Annotated in this window: 20 protein-coding genes and 1 pseudogene; 11 read left to right on the top strand and 10 right to left on the bottom strand. The window is 55.1% G+C overall.

The window, feature by feature from the left end; translation table 11 throughout:
* Positions 1–531, top strand: a pseudogene (locus tag B2T33_RS00450) (GMP synthase (glutamine-hydrolyzing)); the annotation flags it as partial.
* 61 nt (positions 532–592) lie between these two features.
* On the opposite strand, the gene B2T33_RS00455 reads toward B2T33_RS00450, so the two are convergent.
* From B2T33_RS00455 to B2T33_RS00465, 3 genes are all read right to left on the bottom strand, one after another.
* Entirely contained in the window at positions 593–745 is a 153-nt protein-coding gene (locus B2T33_RS00455; RefSeq protein ID WP_286790886.1) for a hypothetical protein, read from the bottom strand.
* A 13-nt stretch (positions 746–758) separates the two neighbouring features.
* Positions 759–1,517, bottom strand: a complete 759-nt coding sequence (locus B2T33_RS00460; RefSeq protein WP_286790887.1) for an SDR family NAD(P)-dependent oxidoreductase — start codon at positions 1,515–1,517, stop codon at positions 759–761.
* Between the two features lie 132 nt (positions 1,518–1,649).
* Complete coding sequence (locus B2T33_RS00465) at positions 1,650–2,066, bottom strand: MAPEG family protein (protein ID WP_197145377.1); 417 nt, start codon at positions 2,064–2,066, stop codon at positions 1,650–1,652.
* Between the two features lie 282 nt (positions 2,067–2,348).
* Between B2T33_RS00465 and B2T33_RS00470 the strand changes: the two genes are divergently transcribed.
* Entirely contained in the window at positions 2,349–4,802 is a 2,454-nt protein-coding gene (locus B2T33_RS00470; RefSeq protein WP_197145376.1) for a GcvT family protein, read from the top strand.
* Between the two features lie 54 nt (positions 4,803–4,856).
* Here the strand turns inward: B2T33_RS00470 and B2T33_RS00475 are convergent, their stop codons facing one another.
* The gene (locus B2T33_RS00475) at positions 4,857–5,063 is read right to left on the bottom strand and encodes a helix-turn-helix domain-containing protein (RefSeq protein ID WP_197145375.1); all 207 of its coding nucleotides are present in this window, start codon (positions 5,061–5,063) and stop codon (positions 4,857–4,859) included.
* Complete coding sequence (locus tag B2T33_RS00480) at positions 5,063–5,617, bottom strand: DUF2975 domain-containing protein (RefSeq protein ID WP_197145374.1); 555 nt, start codon at positions 5,615–5,617, stop codon at positions 5,063–5,065. Before B2T33_RS00480 ends, B2T33_RS00475 begins: the two co-directional genes overlap by 1 nt.
* Before the next feature lie 177 nt (positions 5,618–5,794).
* On the opposite strand from B2T33_RS00480, the gene B2T33_RS00485 reads away from it, so the two are divergent.
* From B2T33_RS00485 to B2T33_RS00495, 3 genes are all read left to right on the top strand, one after another.
* On the top strand, positions 5,795–6,229 hold the full coding sequence (locus B2T33_RS00485; RefSeq protein WP_064782288.1) for an ArsR/SmtB family transcription factor: 435 nt from the start codon (positions 5,795–5,797) through the stop codon (positions 6,227–6,229).
* A gap of 14 nt (positions 6,230–6,243) precedes the next feature.
* Positions 6,244–7,293, top strand: coding sequence for a sulfotransferase family protein (locus B2T33_RS00490; RefSeq protein ID WP_157097799.1), 1,050 nt, complete (start codon positions 6,244–6,246; stop codon positions 7,291–7,293).
* A 267-nt stretch (positions 7,294–7,560) separates the two neighbouring features.
* Positions 7,561–9,843: a heavy metal translocating P-type ATPase gene (locus B2T33_RS00495; protein WP_286790888.1), complete on the top strand. Its 2,283-nt coding sequence runs from the start codon at positions 7,561–7,563 to the stop codon at positions 9,841–9,843.
* 81 nt (positions 9,844–9,924) lie between these two features.
* Here B2T33_RS00495 and B2T33_RS00500 read toward each other — a convergent pair whose 3' ends face one another.
* Both B2T33_RS00500 and B2T33_RS00505 read right to left on the bottom strand, forming a co-directional pair.
* On the bottom strand, positions 9,925–10,836 hold the full coding sequence (locus B2T33_RS00500) for a sugar kinase (RefSeq protein WP_286790889.1): 912 nt from the start codon (positions 10,834–10,836) through the stop codon (positions 9,925–9,927).
* A gap of 21 nt (positions 10,837–10,857) precedes the next feature.
* Positions 10,858–11,904: a D-TA family PLP-dependent enzyme gene (locus B2T33_RS00505; RefSeq protein WP_286790890.1), complete on the bottom strand. Its 1,047-nt coding sequence runs from the start codon at positions 11,902–11,904 to the stop codon at positions 10,858–10,860.
* A gap of 172 nt (positions 11,905–12,076) precedes the next feature.
* Between B2T33_RS00505 and B2T33_RS00510 the strand changes: the two genes are divergently transcribed.
* From B2T33_RS00510 to B2T33_RS00535, 6 genes are read left to right on the top strand one after another with little or no spacing between them, the layout of a single operon-like run.
* Positions 12,077–12,925, top strand: coding sequence for a transporter substrate-binding domain-containing protein (locus B2T33_RS00510; protein WP_064782283.1), 849 nt, complete (start codon positions 12,077–12,079; stop codon positions 12,923–12,925).
* Positions 12,926–12,952: 27 nt separating this feature from the next.
* Entirely contained in the window at positions 12,953–13,615 is a 663-nt protein-coding gene (locus B2T33_RS00515; protein ID WP_064782282.1) for an amino acid ABC transporter permease, read from the top strand.
* An 11-nt stretch (positions 13,616–13,626) separates the two neighbouring features.
* A complete protein-coding gene (locus B2T33_RS00520) occupies positions 13,627–14,286 on the top strand; it encodes an amino acid ABC transporter permease (protein WP_064782281.1) in 660 nt (219 codons plus the stop codon).
* Between the two features lie 10 nt (positions 14,287–14,296).
* Complete coding sequence (locus tag B2T33_RS00525; protein WP_286790891.1) at positions 14,297–15,061, top strand: amino acid ABC transporter ATP-binding protein; 765 nt, start codon at positions 14,297–14,299, stop codon at positions 15,059–15,061.
* Positions 15,062–15,079: 18 nt separating this feature from the next.
* Positions 15,080–15,466, top strand: a complete 387-nt coding sequence (locus B2T33_RS00530) for a RidA family protein (RefSeq protein WP_286790892.1) — start codon at positions 15,080–15,082, stop codon at positions 15,464–15,466.
* A gap of 41 nt (positions 15,467–15,507) precedes the next feature.
* Positions 15,508–16,266, top strand: coding sequence for an IclR family transcriptional regulator (locus tag B2T33_RS00535; protein WP_286790893.1), 759 nt, complete (start codon positions 15,508–15,510; stop codon positions 16,264–16,266).
* 457 nt (positions 16,267–16,723) lie between these two features.
* Here B2T33_RS00535 and B2T33_RS00540 read toward each other — a convergent pair whose 3' ends face one another.
* The 3 genes from B2T33_RS00540 to B2T33_RS00550 form a co-directional block, all read right to left on the bottom strand.
* Positions 16,724–17,863, bottom strand: a complete 1,140-nt coding sequence (locus tag B2T33_RS00540; RefSeq protein WP_286790894.1) for a DUF1513 domain-containing protein — start codon at positions 17,861–17,863, stop codon at positions 16,724–16,726.
* Between the two features lie 24 nt (positions 17,864–17,887).
* Positions 17,888–19,015, bottom strand: a complete 1,128-nt coding sequence (locus tag B2T33_RS00545) for an imelysin family protein (RefSeq protein ID WP_286790895.1) — start codon at positions 19,013–19,015, stop codon at positions 17,888–17,890.
* Between the two features lie 68 nt (positions 19,016–19,083).
* The gene (locus B2T33_RS00550) at positions 19,084–20,547 is read right to left on the bottom strand and encodes a di-heme oxidoredictase family protein (protein ID WP_286790896.1); all 1,464 of its coding nucleotides are present in this window, start codon (positions 20,545–20,547) and stop codon (positions 19,084–19,086) included.
* Positions 20,548–20,565: the final 18 nt, after the last annotated feature.

A 20,565-nucleotide genomic window follows, 5' to 3' on the forward strand; every position in this document is an offset into this window, starting at 1 on the left:
CCGTCGGTCACCATCAAGTCGCACCATAACGTCGGCGGCCTTCCGGAACGCATGAACATGAAGCTGGTCGAGCCGCTTCGTGAACTGTTCAAGGACGAAGTCCGTGACCTTGGCCGTGAACTCGGCCTACCTGACAGCTTTGTTGGCCGTCACCCGTTCCCTGGACCGGGTCTTGCCATCCGGATCCCGGGCCAGCCGATCACGCGTGAAAAGCTTGATGTGCTTCGCAAGGCTGATGCGATCTATCTCGAAGAAATCCGTAATGCCGGTCTTTATGACGCCATCTGGCAGGCATTCGCCGTTCTGTTGCCGGTGCGCACCGTGGGTGTGATGGGTGATGGTCGTACCTACGATTACGCGTGCGCCTTGCGTGCGGTAACCTCAACCGACGGCATGACGGCCGACTTCTTCCCGTTCCCGCCGGAACTGCTCGGCCGCATCGCCAACCGGATCATCAATGAAGTTAACGGCATTAACCGTGTCACCTATGACTTCACTTCGAAACCACCCGGAACGATTGAGTGGGAATAAGTTTTCCGATACCGGAAACAACAAACGGCGCGTCCAATGGGCGCGCCGTTTTGCTTTTGAGCTAGTTCGAGCCCGGCCCTTCCGACCCGCAGTCGCCTGTGGAATTACACGCATTTGACAAGGCCTGCTGCACGCTACGCTGCCAGTTAAAGGTCAGGCAGGACGACAGGGCCAATATGGCGGTCAATGCGATGATCAGGCGAAGCGGGCGCATGGGATCATTGCCTTTACTCTCTGCGAAGGGCGGGTAGGCCAACGCCGGTTGTTTCGAACCCGCCATCGGCGGCAACGATCTGGCCGGTGACGAAGCTTGCCTTGTCCGAGCACAGGAAGTGTATCACTTCGGCAATTTCATTTTCTGTGCCATAACGGCCCAGTGGCATGGCGTCGAGATAGGCCGAGATGATTTCGGGTGAGTGGACGGCCATGGCGAGTTTGGTTTTGACCGGGCCTGGGCAAACACAATTAGCACGAATGCCATATTCGCCCAGTTCTGCGGCCTGTTGTTTTGTCATGTGAATGACGGCCGCCTTTGACGTGCCATAGGCCACGCGCAGCGTCGATGCACGAAGGCCGGAGATCGAGCCGATATTGACAATAGCACCCTTGGTTTTCTTGAGTGCTGGTATGGTCGCTTGGGATACAAGGAAGACACCATCAAGATTGGTTTCCATGATGCGGCGCCAGGTGGCGAAGCTGGTTTCCTCGACCGGCAGGAAGTCGGCAACACCGGCATTGTTGACAACAGCATCTAACCGACCAAAGGCCGAAAGCACCGCATCGACCATCTGGTCAACCTGTGCGGGGTCGGAGACGTCATACTCAAAGGCCGAGGCCGCATCCGACACGGTTTTTGACGCAGCGCTTAGTTCGGGGCCGTCGCGATCAATCATGGCAACCTTCCAGCCCTGATCGATAAACAGTTTGGTGGTGGCAAGTCCGATCCCGCGTGCGGCCCCGGTGACCAGTGCGACTTTCTGCGTCATGTAAAACGTCCTTTCCTGAACCATTCCCTGTTGCCGCTGCTTTATGCGCGGCATTATTGGCGTTCATTAAGGCAAAACTCACAGCGCCCGGCAAGCACACGATCAATCAAGGATGTAAATCATCGCTTAGACCTAGGCCAAAAACAGTTGGGACGCGTAAACCAGCATCGAAAACAGGCTGACGAAATAGGCGATCGAGCGGACGCCATTGATCCCCGGAACGCGCGTGATGCCCGCAAGATAAAGCCCGCCATGTGCAATGCGCGCCGCGAGAAAAATGGTCGCACAGGCAACGGTCACACTATTGGACACACCGATGACATGTGCAGTCAGTACGATAATCGCAAAGGGAACAAGGTTTTCCAGATGGTTCTGATGGGCGCGTACCCCGCGTGCGGCCATGCCGGTCCGTTCGGGCAGGGCGTCGCGGTTGCCCATGAGGCGTTTGTCCCCAACACCGGGCTGCTTGGCGTAGGCATAATTATAGGCCCATGGGAAAGCCAGGCAGAGCAGCGCGTTGAGAACCAGAATGGTTAATTCGTAAGTCATTGGGAAACCGGATGTCTGATGGGACTATATGATCTACGTTCTATGGACAGGCAATAGATCATTCATGGTGACCTTTAAGCCCTGAGTGGTAAACGATTTCGTGGTGCCAGATCGTATGATTTTATGGAGCCAAAGTACCTTTTGGCTCCATCTCCCCTTGTCGCCGTCAAGCTTGTTGTCTAGCGTCAGCACAACAATATGAGCATCCAGTTGTTGTAAGCAGGTATGCCACCATATCAGGAGACCGTCCCGGGAAGTTCAGTGCATTTCGAATAAGGGGCTATGGCGTTGGCAAACATTCAGGACAAGGCCCGTGTAGTCATTATCGGCGGTGGCGTGATTGGCTGTTCGGTCGCCTATCATCTGACCAAATTGGGCTGGAAAGATGTTGTCTTGCTCGAACGCAAGGAACTGACATCCGGCACGACATGGCATGCGGCGGGTCTGATTGCCCAGTTGCGCGCAACCGCCAACATGACCCGTCTTGCCAAGTACTCCCAGGAACTATACGGCACGCTTGAAGATGAAACCGGGGTCGCCACAGGTTTCAAGCGCGTTGGTGCCATCACCGTCGCCCTGACGGAGGATCGGAAGGAAGAATTGTTCCGCCAATCCGCGATGGCACGTGCCTTCGGGGTGGAGATCGAAGAAATCTCACCTGCCGAGATCGGGGAACGCTATCCGCATGTCAATCTGGATGGCGTGACAGCAGGCGTGTATTTGCCCAAGGATGGGCAGGGTGATCCGGGGAATATCGCGCTTTCGCTGGCGCGCGGTGCAACCAAACGTGGTGCGAAAATCCATAGCCGCACCAAAGTCACCGGTATGCGCAAACAGGGATCGCGTATTACAGCCGTTTCCTGGCAATCCGAGGATGGTGATCAAGGCGAAATTGCCTGCGATATGGTGGTCAACTGTGCGGGCATGTGGGCGCGCGATGTTGGCAAGATGGCCGGTGTGAATGTGCCGTTACATGCTTGTGAGCATTATTATATCGTCACCGATAGTGTGCCACAGCTGGGTGATTTGCCGGTTCTGCGCGTGCCTGATGAGTGCGCCTATTACAAGGAAGATGCCGGTAAGATCCTATTGGGAATGTTCGAGCCCAAGGCCAAGCCATGGGGCATGGAGGGCATTCCCGACAGCTTCGAGTTTGATGAGCTGCCACCCGATTTCGAGCATTTCGAACCGATCCTTGAAATGGCGATCAATCGCCTGCCACTTTTGGGCCAAACCGGTATTCATACCTTTTTCAATGGCCCGGAAAGCTTTACGCCCGATGACGCCTATCACCTTGGTCTGGCGCCTGGTATGGATAATGTTTGGGTCGCGGCCGGGTTCAATTCCATCGGTATTCAATCGGCCGGTGGGGCCGGGATGGCGTTGGCGCAATGGATGGAAGACGGCGAAAAGCCGTTCGATCTTGGCGATGTCGATATCGCACGCATGCAGCCATTTCAGGGCAACAAGACCTATCTGACGGAACGTGTTTCAGAAACATTGGGCTTGCTGTATGCCGATCATTATCCGTTCCGGCAAAAAGCAACATCACGCGGCATTCGTCGCTCGCCCCTGCATGAACATCTGGCGAGGAACGGCGCCGTGTTCGGTGAGCTCGCAGGCTGGGAGCGTGCAAACTGGTTCGCCAATGACGGTCAGAAACCGGAATATGAATATAGCTGGAAACGCCCCAACTGGTTTGACAATGCCAAGGCAGAGCATCTGGCAATCCGAACCGGTGTGGGCCTTTATGACATGTCGTCCTTTGGCAAAATCCGGGTTGAAGGCCCGGATGCGACGGCCTTCCTGAACCATGTCAGCGGTGGGGAGATGGACGTGCCGGTTGGCAAGATCGTCTATACCCAGTTCCTCAATGCGCGGGGCGGGATCGAGGCGGACGTAACCATTACACGCCTTTCGGAGCTTGCTTATCTGGTGGTGACACCGGCGGCAACGCGGCTGGCCGATGAGACATGGATGCGTCGCCATGTTGACGATCATATGGTTGTCATCACTGATGTCACGGCGGGTGAGGCGGTTCTGGCCGTTATGGGGCCGAAGTCGCGTGATCTGTTGGCTTCCGTATCGCCCAACGATTTCTCAAACGCGGCCAATCCGTTTGGCACGGCACAGGAAATCGAAATCGGCATGGGGATCGCGCGTGCCCATCGTGTTTCCTATGTCGGGGAACTGGGCTGGGAAATCTATGTCAGTACCGACATGGCTGCCCATGTGTTTGAAACGCTGCTAGCGGCTGGCGAAGGCCATGGCCTGAAATTATGTGGCTTGCATATGATGGATGGGTGCCGGATCGAAAAGGGCTTTCGTCACTTTGGTCATGACATCACCTGTGAGGATCATGTGCTTGAGGCCGGGCTTGGTTTTGCTGTTAAAACCGACAAGTCGGATTTCTTTGGCCGGGATGCCGTGCTTGCCAAGCGTGAAAGTGGTTTGACGCGTCGGATAGTGCAATTCCGCCTGAATGATCCGGAACCACTCTTGTTCCATAACGAACCGATCCTGCGCGATGGCAAGATCGTCGGTCATCTGACATCGGGGGCCTATGGCCATCATCTTGGTGCTGCTGTCGGGATGGGCTATATCGGATGCGCGGGTGAGACGTCCGGCGACATTCTGGCATCAAGTTACAGCATTGATGTCGCTGGAACAGTGGTTGGTGCTCAGGCGTCTCTACACCCGTTCTGCGACCCGTCCGGGGATCGGATGAAGTCGTAAAAGCGGGCGAAATGCCATGGTTCTCGTGCTCTGCTCGCTTGCATTGGCCGGTCACTAATCGGGTTGAAATTCCAAAAGGTCGCCGGGTTGACAATCAAGCTCCTTGCAAATGGCCGATAGCGTTTCAAACCGCACGCCTCGCACTTTGCCGGACTTCAAAAGCGAGAGGTTTTGTTCGCTAATCCCGATCCGGGCGGCGAGGTCTTTGGACTTCATCTTGCGGGTGGCCAGCATGACGTCCAGCCGAACGATAATGGTCATCAGACGAAACTCCGATTTTCGTCATGAATGCGGGCGGCTTCGCCAAGCACCCAGGCAATGACAATGATCAGCCCGCCGAGAAACAGCGTGCTGGCCTCGGCATTGCTCAACCCGATCGACAGAACCCGTTCACCGGCCGGACGGTGGAAAGTCGCAAGGACCGAGGTGGCAGCACCGGTTAGCGGTTTGATCAGGGTTTGCGCCAGAAGGGCAATACCAAATGCCTTGAGGTGGCGGATCGGGCCCGTCTGGAAAATGGCGTTATGAGCGAAGGCACCAAACATCTTGCGCAAGCGATACAGGCCATAGGCCAAAACAAGTGACGGGATCATCATCACCGCCATGGTGACGTATTTCTGCCAACCCGAGAGCGCGTGCAGATCGGCAAGGCTGACGGTCATTTGACTTGTGCTGGCTTCAACCCAGCCTGGCGCGTACCAGACCAGTGGCACGACCAGGATCTGAAAAATGATGGCAATCGCGCAGGCCCAGTAAAGAAGGGTGCTGATGGTGCGCACATTCTTAAGCGTATCAGTGTGTTGGGTGGAGGACATCTGTGGGGCTCCTGAATAGGGGAATTCCGAATCAAGTTATAAAATTCATGTAAAACATGAATAATTTATCGAAATGAGTCAATCCGGTTTGTTTCTGGCCTGCCGAGAGCGACGGCGATTTAGGCGAATTTTTATGTGTCGCTTGCCTTGTGCGGGCAGGCGTGGAAAATAGTCCCCATGTCAGAAAGCAAAACCAAACCCCGCACGCCCGTTCCCGCAACTGATCCTGATGATTGCCAGGAATGTGATGCAGCTGCCCGACTTGGTCTGAGCACGGAACAGGGCGAGGCCGTCACACGCGACGCATCGCGGGCCGTTGGCGCGGATTTGGCTTTGCCTGATGTCGAGGCGGCAGCGAAAATCTTTTCCCTATTGGGGGATGCCGGGCGGCTTCAGCTTGTCCTGCGCTGCATGGAAAAGCCCCAGACTGTTTCGGAGTTGGCTGCGGCAACGAATATGTCGCAATCGCTTTGCAGTCATCATTTGCGACATTTGCGCGACCAACGTATTCTCGCGTCCGAGCGTAGAGGGCGACATATCCTTTATCAGATTGATGATGATCATATTTCGCGGGTAGTACGCGATACCTTTGCCCATGTCACACATGATTGAGGATGCTATGACTCTTGTCTCGCGCCACCTCAAAACAAGCATGCAGGAAAATTATGAGCCAAAGTCAATTGACGTTGCCTGTTTTCGTTGGTGGTAGCGGTAGAAGTGGTACCTCGCTCATGGGGGATTTAGTCGGGTCGCATCCCGCATTTAATCTGCCTGTCCACGAGAACAAGCTCATTGTCGAACGTGCGGGATTGCGCGATCTTATACGTGACCTGTCCGGCATACCCGATTTGATGAGGCGTCATTTCGCAATCCTGCATTTTTACGCGCGGGCCCAAAAGCTTCGTAATCTGGCTTTTCGCGACGTAGCGTTAAACCAGCAGGTGCAAAACCGTATGAACGAGCATGGTGCATCATTTCATCAGGCGTTTGAGTATGTGCAACGACAAAATCCTCAGGCAAGTGGGTCCGTCCATGCGATAGCGCAGGGCTTTGGGATTAACAACTATGACAAGTGCGTGAACGAGCTCGTCAAAAAACTGGCTGTGCATATCGATCAGAACGGGATTGTTGATACAGATGGACTACTGAAACCGTTTTTTGTGACGAAGCAGTTTGAGCGAGCAGAATTGTTGGATATTGCACGGGGCTTCCTGTGCGATCTTTACGGCACTATATCGCAACTGCGCTGGGTCGATGATACGCCATCGAACTCTCTGGCGGTAGATTTCCTTGCCGAACTGTTCCCGGAAATGCGGTTTGTCAACATGATCCGGTCACCGGCCGATACGATCAGCTCCTATGTAAAGCAAGTCTGGTTCCCAAATGATGTCAAATTAGCTGAGCAGTATATCTGTTCCAACTTGCTGGCAGCTGAAAAGCTGATGGAGGCTTTGCCTGAGCATTTGACCTTGACGGTGCGGATGGAGGATTTGGTGGAGCAACCAGAAAAAACTCTGGAAACGCTTGCCGAATTTCTCAATGTTTCCAATGAATTCAATTCGCAGCTTGTCAAGAGTGATGCCGCGCATATCGGGCGCTCTGAGAGTGATCGTGATATACAGGCCGCAATATCCGAAGACCTGAAGGCATGGATGGCACGCCACGACTATGCCTGACGACCTCAATATATGATGTTTGGAAACAAGAACATTCAAATTCCTGTTTGAATGTTCTTGACAGAGACAACCCTGCAAAATACGTTTACCTTAACATATGAATAGAAATTTGATTGTTTGGGATTGTGGATGTCTTTCATCGCGAAATGGGCGGATATGCCGACGGTAGGTTCCTGTGCTCAATGCCGGGAAGCGTTAGTCAATGCTCTTGCTAAGGCAATACCACATCAAAGTTTTTCCGATGACGGTCAAGGCATTTCTACCCCGATGCCACTCGAAGGAGATGATGCCTCCATCTTTCAGGAAATCCTCAAGAACCATGAAACGGACATTGTTCATTACCAATGGCATGTCACTGGCATGGATTGTGGGTCATGTGTTGCCAAGATCGAAACCGCCCTTGGCAAGTTTGAGGGGGTTTCATGCATCGATGTATCGATGATGCGCGAAACCGTGACGCTTGGCATTGATGCTGCCCACGATGAAACCCGCTCAGACATCACCAAAACCCTCAATAAGCTCGGATATCCGGCACAGGAAAAGAACGCCCCGGGGGCTGCAAAGGCAAGCGGATCGTCTTGCTGTGCCAATAGCAGTCGCGGTTCGGGTACTGCCAATGACGGGGCATCGAATTCCGCAGATGACGCGCAAAATGCACCCAAACAAAGCCTTCTGCGCCGTTTTGCGCCATGGTCCTCGGAAAATGATGAAATCGCCTTTGCCGCCATTTGCCTTGCACTCGGCGGGCTGGTTGGTGCGATCTTCCCGGTGACGTTGCCTTATGCCATGTCGGTGGCGTCCCTTTTGGCAGCTCTGCCTGTGATGAAAAAGGCTGCGCGGTTGGCGCAAAGCGGTGCGATCTTCTCGATCGAGCTTTTGATGTCGGTTGCCGTGATCGGTGCGGTGGCGATTGGTGAAAGCCTTGAGGCCGGGATGGTGGTCTTGCTGTTTGCCATTGGCGAGCGACTTGAAGGGGTTGCTGCCGGGCGTGCAAGAAGCGGCGTAAATGCGCTGATGAAGCTTACCCCGGAGCAGGCACGGCGTGTTGTCGATGCCGGTTTTGAGACCGTGACCCCGCGTGATCTTGTTGTTGATGACATCATCGAAGTCCGTCCGGGCGAACGGGTGCCATCTGATGGCGTGATTGAAAGTGGTGTGGCCGAGATTGACAACAGCCACCTGACGGGTGAATCGGTGCCGGTCTATAGCGACGCCGGCACAGATGTTTTTGCCGGTGCGATTGTCACCGACAGTCCGGTCCGCATCCGCGTGACCCGTGCGGCCGGCCAAACCATGCTGGACCGCGTGATTGAGCTGGTCGAGCAAAGCGAAAAGCACAAGGCACCTGTGGAACGCTTTGTTGCCAAGTTTGCCCGCATCTACACCCCGATCATCATGGGCCTCGCACTTGCCACCGTCGTGATCCCGCCGCTCCTGTTCGGGCAGGCGTGGGAAGAATGGATTTATCGCGGTCTGGCCCTGCTTCTGATTGGTTGCCCTTGTGCCTTGGTGATCTCGACACCGGCGGCGGTCACCTCGGCCCTGGCACGCGCAACCAGGATCGGTCTTCTGGTCAAGGGTGGGGCTGCGCTGGAGCTGATCGGCGCTGTGCGCACCATGGCGTTTGACAAGACCGGTACGCTGACCGAAGGCAAACCGAAACTAAGCGCAATCAAAACAGCCGATGGTTATGGCGAGAATGGTATTCTGACGATTGCCGCAGCCCTTGAGGCCGTCACATCGCACCCGCTTGCGCGTGCTGTCGTTACGGCCGCTGAAAACCGCAATCTTGATCTGCCAGTGGTTGAACAGGCCCGAACCATTGCCGGTGCCGGTGTCGAAGGCCGAATTGACGGGGCACTGTATCAGGTGGGTGCGGCCAAACGTCTGAACGGTATGCCGGATGGCGAAATTGGCGATTGGCTGACCGCGCAAGAAGATGACGGCAGTACTGCGGTTGTTGTCCTGAAAGACGGGCGGGTGATCGGTGCGTTGGCCTTGCGTGACATTGCGCGCAGTGACGCGAAGAACGCACTTGGCGAACTTAACAGGCTTAACATCACGCCTGTGATGTTAACAGGCGATGCGGATCGGGTTGCCAAGCGCATGGCCGCAGAGCTTGGCATGGAGTATCGCGCCGAACTGATGCCCGAAGACAAATTGAATGCCTTGGCGGAACTGCGGGATGATCTGAAACGGTCCGGTCCGGTGGCGATGGTCGGGGATGGCATCAACGATGCCCCGGCATTGAAATCCGCCGATGTTGGTATCGCGATTGGCGGGGGTACGGATATCGCCCTTGAGGCCGCCGATGCGGTGGCGGTCAAGGACCGGCTGGGTGATGTTGTTAATCTGGTGAAGCTGTCGCGTGCGGCACGCCGGGTGATCCGTGAAAACATCACGATTGCATTGGGGCTTAAGGCGGTCTTTCTGGTGACATCCATCACCGGGCTGACCGGGCTCTGGCTTGCGGTTCTGGCTGACACCGGGGCGACGGTTCTGGTGACGATCAATTCGTTGAGATTGTTGATCGCCCTGCGCAAGGCATAGAACAGGGTGAACATCGGCCATAATGAACAAAGCCCGGCGTGATGCCGGGCTTTTTGCTGTAATAATGGTTTGTTCCGGCGCTTAAAGGTCCACCATCATCTCGGCTGGTATAATCGCCCCGCGATGGGTGATGACCTTGCCGGCAAGCTTGTGTCCGGCAAGGGTTGCTGTCACGCCGTCCTGTCCCTTAAGCAAGACTGCCATAAAGCCTGCGTTAAAGCTGTCACCGGCGGCCGTCGTATCAATCGGGGTGACCGGTTCCGGGATCGGAATATGCCGGGTTTGCTCACCGTCATAAAGCAAGCAACCTTGCTCCCCCTGTTTCACGACAATCAGGGCAGGGCTCAGCTTGGCAATCCGGCTTACGGTGTCTTGCGCCGTTTTATCACCCCAAAGAAGTTGTTCGTCATCAAATGTCGGCATCATAACATCCGCAAGTGCGGTGATGCGGGCGTATGTCTCGCGTGCCTGATCTTCCTTGCCTGACCAAAGTTTGGGCCGGAAATTGCCATCAAAGGCAATCTTGCCACCCTTGTCTTTGTGGGACTGAAGGGTCTGGAACAGAGGCGTCGTGTCATCTTCCAGCACATGCAGGCTGATCCCTGAAAGATACAGCCACGGCGCATCTTCAAGCGCTTCTAGGTAGGCCGGGCTCGCCAGTGAAATCGTTTGGCGTGCGGCCGACTGATTGCGCCAGTAATGGAAAAAGCGTTCGCCATCCGCCCGGTTGGTGATCGAATAAAGTCCGGTATTTGCCTGATCCGTAGTGATCAGGAACGCATCGCTGACGCGGTTGTCTTTCAGCACGGACCGGATCTGCTCACCAAACGGGTCTTCGCCGACAGCAGAGGCAAAGGCGCACTTGATCCCAAGGCGACCAAGATAGACCGCAGTATTAAACGTATCACCGCCAACCTTGACGCTGGCGTTTCCTGCCGGGTCGAACGAAATCTCGCCCATGGCTTCGCCAATGCAAATGACATCAACAGACATCACAAAACTCCCTGATGCGGATTAACGCAGCATGCCGCGTGCGGCGACCGGCATTTCTGTCATTTCGCCGTTCTGATCCTTGATCCAGACGGTTGGAAACAGGTTGGTCACGACGCAGATGTGATTGGGGATAATCGAAATCACGTCACCGACTGCCGGGTCCCAATCGCTGTCACCAAGCTCAATGATGCCGTGTTCTTCGGACAGGCCGACAATCGACGCATCCGGTGCCTCCCGGACCATGCCAAAGCCCTCCAGGCCCAGCAGGTCGGAACTCAGCGCCTTTGATCCTGCATCGATGATGGCGCGGGTTTTCGTCGGGCGGGAAACCACGGTGGTCTTAACAACCGCGGCACAGTTTTCAACGCCACATGCACCACGCGCAATCAGGGAACGGTCATTGTAAATGTAGGTCCCGGCGCGGTGTTCAGTTGCATGATTGAACGCGGGCAGGGCGTCCAGATTTGGCGTGCCACCGGTCGAAACAACCGGGCAGGGGAGGCCTGCGTCCTCAAGGCGTTGTTTGGCATCACTCAGCCATTTGTCGACGTTGCCTGCGTGATCCATTGGCGGATAGGTCATCAGCCCGCCAAATCGCAGTCCGGGCAGTTCGTTAATCCTTGATGCCAGTTCTGCGGCGGCAGTTGGGCTTTGCACGCCACACCGTCCAGCACCCGTGTCGCATTCCACAAGAACGGTCAACTCGGTTTCTTCATCCGCAAAGCGCGCCGATAGCCCCTTGGCAACGGTCAGATTGTCACAGGTGACCGACAGGGTGCATTTGCGCGCCAGTGCCGCCAGACGATCAAGTTTGGCATCACCGATGACGTTGTAGGTCAGCAATATATCGCGGAGTCCGCCCTCAACCATAACCTCGGCCTCACCAGTCTTCTGGCAGGTGATGCCGATCGCCCCGGCCTCAATCTGTCGTTTGGCAAAAAACGGCAGTTTGTGCGTCTTGATATGCGGGCGTGTTTTAAGGCCCGCCGCATCGGCAAGGTTTTGGAAACGCGCAATGTTTTCGTCAACGACGGGGAGGTCAATCACAAGGCAAGGGGTATCAAACATGCTGGTTCCTGATTGGTTTGAGGTTGGCGCTCTCAGCTTTTTGCAAAACGAAATTGACATATCTTGAACGCCGCTGCTAGGGTAAATCCGAAATAACGGTATTAATTCCGCTATAACGGAAAAGCAAAAAACGATCCAGGAATGTGTGGCTCATTTGAAAGTGGAGACAAAAATGGCATTTCTTAAAACTCTGGCGGTCGCAACTGTCATGACCGCGACGGCGGCTTCGGCACTCGGCACTGCATCCGCCCAGGAAACAAGCAAACTTCAGCAGGTCCTTGATCGCGGCTATCTGGTCCTTGGGACCGGGTCGACCAACCCGCCGTGGCACTTTGTTGATTCAGACAACAAGCTCAAAGGTTTTGACGTTGATATGGGCCGCCTTGTGGCCAAGGCCCTGTTTGGCGACCCGGACAAGATCGAGTATGTCCAGCAGTCGGGCGACGCTCGTATTCCGAACCTCGTCACCGACAAGGTCGATATGGCCTGCCAGTTCATGACGGTCACGGCTGAACGTGCCCAGCAGATCGAATTCACCATTCCCTACTATCGCGAAGGTGTTGGTCTGTTGCTGATGGCCAATGGTGACTACGCCGATTATGACGCGCTGAAAGAAGGTGGTGATGATGTCACCGTCGCAGTTCTGCAGAACGTCTATGCCGAAGAAATGGTACACGCGGCCCTGCCAGAAGCGGAAGTTGATCAGTATGACAGCGTTGATCTGATGTATCAGGCGCTTAATTCCGGTCGTGCCGAAGCCGCCGCAACCGATCAGTCTGCACTTCGTTGGTTCATGGTTCAGAACCCGGATCGTTACACGGATGCTGGCTATGCCTGGAACCCGCAAAGCTATTCGTGCGGTGTAAAACCGGGCGATCAGCGTTGGTTGAACTTCGTCAATACCGTCCTGCATGAAGGCATGACCGGTGTTGAATTCCCGTTCTATGCTGAAAGCTTCAAAACCTGGTTTGGTGAAGAGCTCGAAACGCCGAAAATCGGCTTCCCTGTCGAGTACAAGTAATCAACGCAAGCATTCGGGAATTCCGCTTTGAATTACGATTTCAACTTTGACGTCATCTGGCGTAACTGGGATCTCCTCGCAGAGGGGCTTGGGCTGGGTCTGTTTCTGGCCATTGTCTCGATTGCGATTGGATGCGGGATCGGCCTTCTGGCGGCGTTCGGGATGCTTTCGCGCCACAGAACCTTGCGCTGGATCGCGGTGGCTTATGTCTCCGCGATCCGCAATACCCCGATCCTTGTTCTTATTCTGTTTTGCTATTTCGCGCTTCCGCAACTGGGTATCGCGTTGGACAAAATATCGTCCTTTGTCTTTACGCTGTCGATCTATGCCGGGGCCTATTTGGCCGAAGTATTCCGATCCGGTCTGGTTGCGTTGCCCAAGGGACTGCGCGAAGCCGGCCTTGCGATTGGTCTGACGGAATTCAAGATCAAGACCAACATCATCATTCCGGTGATGTTTCGAAATGTCCTGCCGTCACTTTCAAACAACTTCATTTCGCTGTTCAAGGACACCTCCCTTGCCGCCGCCATCGCGGTGCCGGAACTGACCTTTTATGCGCGCAAGATCAATGTCGAGAGCTTCCGTGTGATTGAAACGTGGATGGTCGCGTCAATGATCTATGTGGTTGCCTGTTATGTGATTGCGGCTCTGCTGCGCCGTCTTGAACTGCGCCTTGCAGTTCCACGCTAAAGGGGTATCAGATGAATTTCTCTCTTTTCCTGACAGAATTGTGGAACGCGCGGCTAAGCCTGCTTTCGGGACTGGGTGACACAATCCTGATTTCGGTTGCCTCGGTTATTCTGGGATCAGTCCTTGGTGTGTTCGTTGGTTTGGCGATGACATATGGCGCGAAGTGGCTTCGCTTTGTTGTCCGGCTGTATATCGACTTTCTGCGCGGAACTCCGGTCTTCGTTCTGATTTTGGCCTGCTTCTACATCCTTTCGGTTGTCGGTCTTGACCTGACGGCGTTTCAGGCCGGTGTTTTGGCACTGACGCTGTTTTGTTCATCCCATGTTGGCGAAATCGTCCGCGGGGCTTTGTCCGCCATTCCGCAAGGCCAGACCGAAGCCGCCAAATCGGTCGGCCTGACATTCGGGCAAACCTTTGTTTATGTGCTACTGCCCCAGGCTTTACGCCAGATCCTGCCAACCTGGGTCAATACCGCGACCGAGATCGTCAAGGCATCGACGCTGCTTTCGATCATTGGCGTGGTGGAGCTTCTGCTTGCCACCCAGCAGGTTATCTCGCGCACCTATCTCAGCCTTGAGTTCTATCTCTTTGCGGGCTTTGTCTATTTCCTTTTGAACTTCGTGATCGAGCAGGCTGGTCGTGCCGTCGAACGCCGCATTTCGATCCCATAAAGAGGCAATCATGTCCCCAATTTTGACTATTTCCGGCCTTCATAAAAGCTTTGGCAAGGTCGAAGTGCTTAAGGGCATCGACCTGACCATGCAGCAGGGCGATGTGGTTTCGCTGATCGGATCGTCCGGTTCGGGCAAGACCACGCTTCTGCGCTGTGTGAACCTTCTGGAAGATTTTGAGCAGGGCTCGATTGAACTGGCAGGTCAGTCTATCGGCTATAAACAGGACGGCGGACAGCGTCGCCGGCTGTCGGAACGTGAAATTGCCCGTCAACGTGCCATGACCGGCATGGCCTTTCAGCAGTTCAATCTTTTCCCGCACATGACGGCCGTACGCAACGTGATGCTTGGCCTAATCAAGACCAAGAAAATGCCGAAGGACGAAGCACGGGCGATTGCCGAAAAATGGCTTGAGCGCGTCGGTATGGGCCAGCGTCGCGATCACTATCCCGGCCAGCTTTCCGGTGGCCAGCAACAGCGCGTAGCTATCGCGCGCGCCATCGCGATGAACCCGCAAATCATGCTGTTTGACGAAGTGACTTCCGCACTTGATCCCGAACTGGTGGCCGAGGTGCTGGCAGTTGTTCGTGATCTGGCGAATGAGGGCATGACCATGTTGCTTGTGACGCACGAGATGCGGTTTGCGCGCGATGTTTCAAGCAAGGTCGTGTTCATGCATCAGGGGCGTATCCACGAAGAAGGCACGCCCGAACAAATTTTCGGTGCGCCGAAAACTGAACGTTTGCAGGGTTTCCTTGCAAATTCTGAATTTTAAGAACCAGGAGATATTTTTATGAGCATTAAAAGACACGGTGTTGGCGAAGGTAAGGGCAACGGTCAGAAGGCATTGCCATTTGCCAAGGCCACCGAAGCCGATGGCTGGCTTTATGTGTCCGGTCAGACCCCTATGCGTGACGGTGAAGTTGTCGGCAACGGCATTGTCGAACAGTCCCGCATTGCGATCGAAAACATGATCAAGATTGTTGAAGATGCCGGTTACAGCACTGTTGACATCATGCGTATCGGTGTCTGGCTTGATGATGCGCGCGATTTCTGGTCGTTCAATGGCGTGTTCGAGGAATATTTCGGTGAAAATCCCCCGGCACGTGCCTGCGTGCAGTCCTCGATGGTTGTCGACTGCAAAGTAGAAGTCGACTGCATCGCCTTTCGTAAGGCATAACAGTCTGCAATTATTGCGCTAAGACGTTAAGCGAGGGGTTTATGGCAGAACAGCAGATACGAAAGCGCGCGCGCGGCATTGATCGTGCGTTCGATATTCTGGACCATCTGCGCGATGTCAGAACCTCTCAGCGTCCTGCCGAGATTGCCCAGGCTTTGGGGGCGCCGACCTCGACGGTTTATGATCTGATTGGCACGCTGATTGAGCATGGCATGCTCGAAGTCACCGATGCCAATGGCTCGGTCTTTCTGGGTCGGCGGGTTTATTTCCTAGGCCTTGCTTATCGTGATTATTTCGATCTGACTCGGCAGGCGGCCGGCGTGCTTGATGAAATCACCGCAAGCACCAAGGAAACTTCCCAGTTTTGTATGCTTGATGGCAACAAATACACCGTCGCCCTGCAACGCGAAGGCAGCCGCCCGTTTCGCATTTCTGCTGATGTTGGGGAACGGACTGCCATCCCGTGGACGGCGTCTGGCCGGCTTTTGCTGGGGCACCTGAGTGATCAGGAAATCCGCGATCTGATCCCGGCTGAGGACTTTATCCTGCCCGACGGGCGTCAAATGGATATTGATGCCTATATCGCCGAAATCCGCCGTGCGCATGACGAACGCTTTTTCTCGTTCGACAGCATTGTGGATACCTTCACCCATTGCTTTGCCGCACCGGTTTATAATCAAAGCGGTATCTGTTCGGCGACACTGTGTATCGTCGCCCCCAAGGACGACGCACGTAAGAACTATGATCTCTATAAAAACGTGCTTCAGACAGCGGGCGACAAGCTTTCCAAAACCGTCTGATCCAATAGGGCACCGGTCAATAAACACATCACCCGGATCAATCGTCCGGGTGTTTTTGTTTTTGCGTCTTGGTGTTGTCGCGGAACTTTGCCCGAAAAGAGAAAGCGGCGGCTATCGTTTCCCGCATCGATAACCACCGCTTTTCCACCTTGAGAGGCCTATGGGGAGAGAGGACCCATAGGTCTGAGAGACAAGCCGCTTGGGGACAAGTGCGAATGGGTTTCATTCGCGGGCTGTGTCGAGACCCGTTATAGGTAAGAAAAAACACCGACGCAAGTGAAAATCGTTCTCATTTGCGAAAAGCTTTTGGTTGATGCCTTTCTGATATAAATATCCCGACAAAAACAGTTGGTTAAGCGGGGTGTTTATGCTCGGATTTCCGCGATATTCAGATGTTGGAAATAGAAAAACCCGCAGTGTTTGTGCGGGTTTTGAATGGTTTTATCGTCGGGTTTGTTCAGGCAATGATGCGCCGTAAATGGTTGTCCCAATGCTGCGATTTCAAAGAATCGTCGGGCAGTTCCACCCGTTTGCGACGAATCGCATCCATCCGCCAGCCATTGCCAAGGCCACTGGTGCCAACAAACTCACCGGCCCGATCCGTCGCGGCAAGTCCGCATCCATCTGGCGCGGCGATATGGGTCAGGAAGTCATTGGTTTGCGCATCCCAGAAGGTCACAAGCCCGCCACGCGGACAGGAAATGCCAAATACCTGGCCCGACGTATCAAATCGCACCGACCCGCAATATTGCCGCATGCGGTACTGAACTGTATCCGGGGCCTCAATCGGCCGGATGTCTGATCCCGGTTGCCAGATACCGACCAGTGGCACCTGATCGGTCAGATCGCCCTGATACTGGAAGCCTGCGGCGATCGTGCCATTCAATGCGACATCAAGATGGCGGATCGAAAGTTTGTGCCAGTCATGTTTGAGTGCCGCCTGATGAACAAGCTTGCCCGTCCGGCAATCAATGATCGACAGGTTGGGTTGCATCGAGCTGATATTAAGTGGCGTACGCCCGTCCTGATCGGGATGGGTGTGCAATCCGCCATTGGCAATCACCAGATGTTCGCCATCCGGCATCAGATGCAATTCATGCGGACCGGTGCCAAAGCTGTCGAACTCCGCCACCCGGCGATAGCCATCTTCGGCATCCCAGACGGAAACAACGCCGCGGGCATGATCGAAGTCGTTTTCGGTGATGTAAAGATATCGGCCATCATTGGAATAGATGGCATGGCCATAAAACCGGCGGTCTTCCGGGCAATGCAGTTTGGCGCGGACATCCCCCGTATGGCGATCAAGGATCAGGCCATAAAGCCCCGGACGGCGTTCGACGGCTGCGACATCAACATGGTTGGGGCGCAGGCCGATATCATGGCCACGGCCGGGCAGGGGCTGCTCAAACAGGATTTTACCCGACGCATTAAACGCGCTGACATAATAATCGCCATCATCTCCGGCACTGGCCGAGATATAAACCGCGCGGTCTTCGGGGCTTGGCGTGGTTGCCGCACGGGCAAGACCCACCGGCAACAGGGTAAAGGCCCCGCCAACACCCATGAGTTTCAGGAAGCTGCGACGTTGATATGCCATCTTTGATCTCCTGCCGTCTGGGCCCTAGTCACCATCAAGCGCGTTAAAGCCGCCACCAAGCTGGGTATTGCCGCCGACATCGTTCTCAACAAGCGTGGTCAGGAAATCAATCTGCCCCTTAAGGTCTGTCAGCACGGCATAACCATCGGGCTGTTCCAGTACCTCGGCAACAGAGGGCGGTAGCTCTGCCACTGTGTCGCCAACAGTCTGCCAGTTAAGCTTAAACGACCGATCCAGCAGGCTGTTGTCAATCAGGGCGGCAAGGCCTTTGCCTTCTTCACCGACATCACCCCAAGTGCCGTCATAGATGGCAAACAGACCAATCAGGTTATGTTCGATATTACGAAGCGATCGTTCCGATATCGGGCTTTCCGCACGGCCTGCACTGGCGTCCTCGGCGCCATCGCCAAGCGGACGGGCAAGCTTCTGGCTTGAGATGATCAAAAGCCCTTCATGCAAGGCACGATACAGATCGGTCGCGGCAAACTTGGCAGTGGGATAATCCATGCTGTCCGGTCCGGCATTTTCCATTGCCGTGGCAAATTCCGGCCATTCGGCCAGCAATTCGCCCGAAAGCGTACCAAGGTTGGTGGCAATTGCCGTGCCGTACTGGCACAGGAATACGCCATCTTCATTGGCCGCAATCATCCGATCACCATGATCATCGGCAAACAGGACTTCTTCGAGTGCCGGAAAGCCTTGAAGTGCTGCACTGGCGCCAGAAAGCTTTTCGGGATCGGTATAGGCGGCCGGTTTATCAAACATCAGCTTGCGGAACTGGCGCGCCGCCGTGCCATGTTTGTCTGGCCAGTATTCGATATGCTGATCACGCCCATTGGCAACCAGCGGCCCCATGCGCCAGGGCTGTATTTCCTGCCAGATATCCATCGCCGCGTGAAAGGCCGCTTGGGTGCCTTCAAGTCCGCTCTTATCCGGATCTGAGCAGAAATCCTTGAACTCGCTGGTCAGATTTTCCGTAGCCGCGTGGAAGTCATCAAGCCTCGGCGGCATCACTGTGCCCAGCAAGTGCGCCAGAACCGGCTGATAGTTTTCATCGGGAATATCGGCACGGGCATCGGGGCTGATCACACCAACAGCAAGAACGGTGGTGGTCGAAAGCAACAAGGTACGCCAGCTCGGTTTGCAGAACATATGACTTATCCCGATATTCACGTGATTTGGTATCTGGTTTGGTATTCGGTCTTGCGACATATACCGCGTCACAATGACTTTAGAAATGCCAACAATTGACTGCGTTCCGATGGTGGCAGCTTTGTGACTGCATCGCGGGCGTTTTCGGCCTCGCCCCCATGCCACAGGATCGCTTCAAGAATGGTTCTAGCCCGCCCGTCATGCAGGAAGCGGGCACGTGGATCAATCTCTTGCGCGCGGCCAATCCCCCAAAGCGATGGCGTGCGCCATTCAGTGCCCGATGCCTGTGCCTCTGGCCGATGATCGGCAAGGCCGTCGCCCATGTCGTGTAACAACAGATCCGTGTAAGGCCAGATCACCTGCCCGGATTGTTCTGGCATGTCGGCACGTTCGGGCAAGTCATAGCGCGGCGTATGGCACGATGCACAGCCGATTGCCGCAAAGATCTTTTCGCCCGCCAAAACGTCGGCATCATTGGCGTTCGGGCGTGCCGGCGGGGCGATGTTGCGCGCGTAATACAGCACGAGATCGGTCATCACCGAATGGACTTCCAGCCCCTCGAATTCTTCGTCATTGCCATCGGGTGCTGTAATGCAATCTGTTTGTGCAGTCGTACAGTCACCGCTGGCATTTGGATAAAGCGGGGTGGAAAGGCCGATATCAAACTGAAACGCATTCTGGTTTTGCTGATCCAGGGTCGGCATGCCGGCCTTCCAGCCAAATCGACCAATTGCCATTTCTGATTTGGCAATGTCCCAAACCTGATTAAGCCGCCCGGATATGCCGTCGCCATCTTTATCCTGCGGATCGCTGGCCGCGATCAGGGTGCTGTCAGGAATGGCTTCCAGCAACCCAAGCCCGATCATCGGCGGGGCAAGGCGCGGGGACACCATGATATCGGGATGCAGCGGCCCATAGGCCAGATCGGTCATCTCATACGTTGGGTTGCGCAAGGTAACCGTCTCACCGCCTGCCAAAAGAACGTCGGTTGTTGTATAGGTCACCTTGACCCGTCCCTCGGCCTGAATGCCCGGGATCGAGAAATCCTGAAACTGGCCGCCGTAAACCGGGTCGGGAAGGGTGGCCAGTTTGCCATCCAGATGATCGCGGAGTTGATCGGCGGTCTGTGGCGGGATGGACAGGCGCAGCAACATCGATGTTGCCCCGGCCTCGCTATCATTTTCATCAACCGGGTGGCCGCGGCCATTGCGGATATGGCATCCGCTGCAGGCGCGCGAATTAAACAGCGGCCCCAAACCGTCTGCCGCCTTGGTTCGGGTCGGGGCGGTGACCCACAATCTTTGAAAAAGGGCTTCACCCAGCTTGAAATCAAGCCGCTTTTCAAAGCTCATGTTGGCTGACTGGTGCATGAAGGCATTGCGGCCCGTCGCCCCGGTCCAACTTGTTTCACCGCCGGGCAGGGCCGGGTCACCGATGGTCTGTGCATTAACGGCGATCGGCGCAAGGAGAAAGCCAATTGCCGCCAAGCAGAATGCAGGTGAAAACGAAGATCTTGGTGCGGGACGGTTCATGGAAGTCTTCTAGTTCGG

Origin of the sequence: Thalassospira sp. UBA4513 (genome assembly GCF_002388495.1) — a bacterium.
GTDB classification, from domain to species: domain Bacteria; phylum Pseudomonadota; class Alphaproteobacteria; order Rhodospirillales; family Thalassospiraceae; genus Thalassospira; species Thalassospira tepidiphila.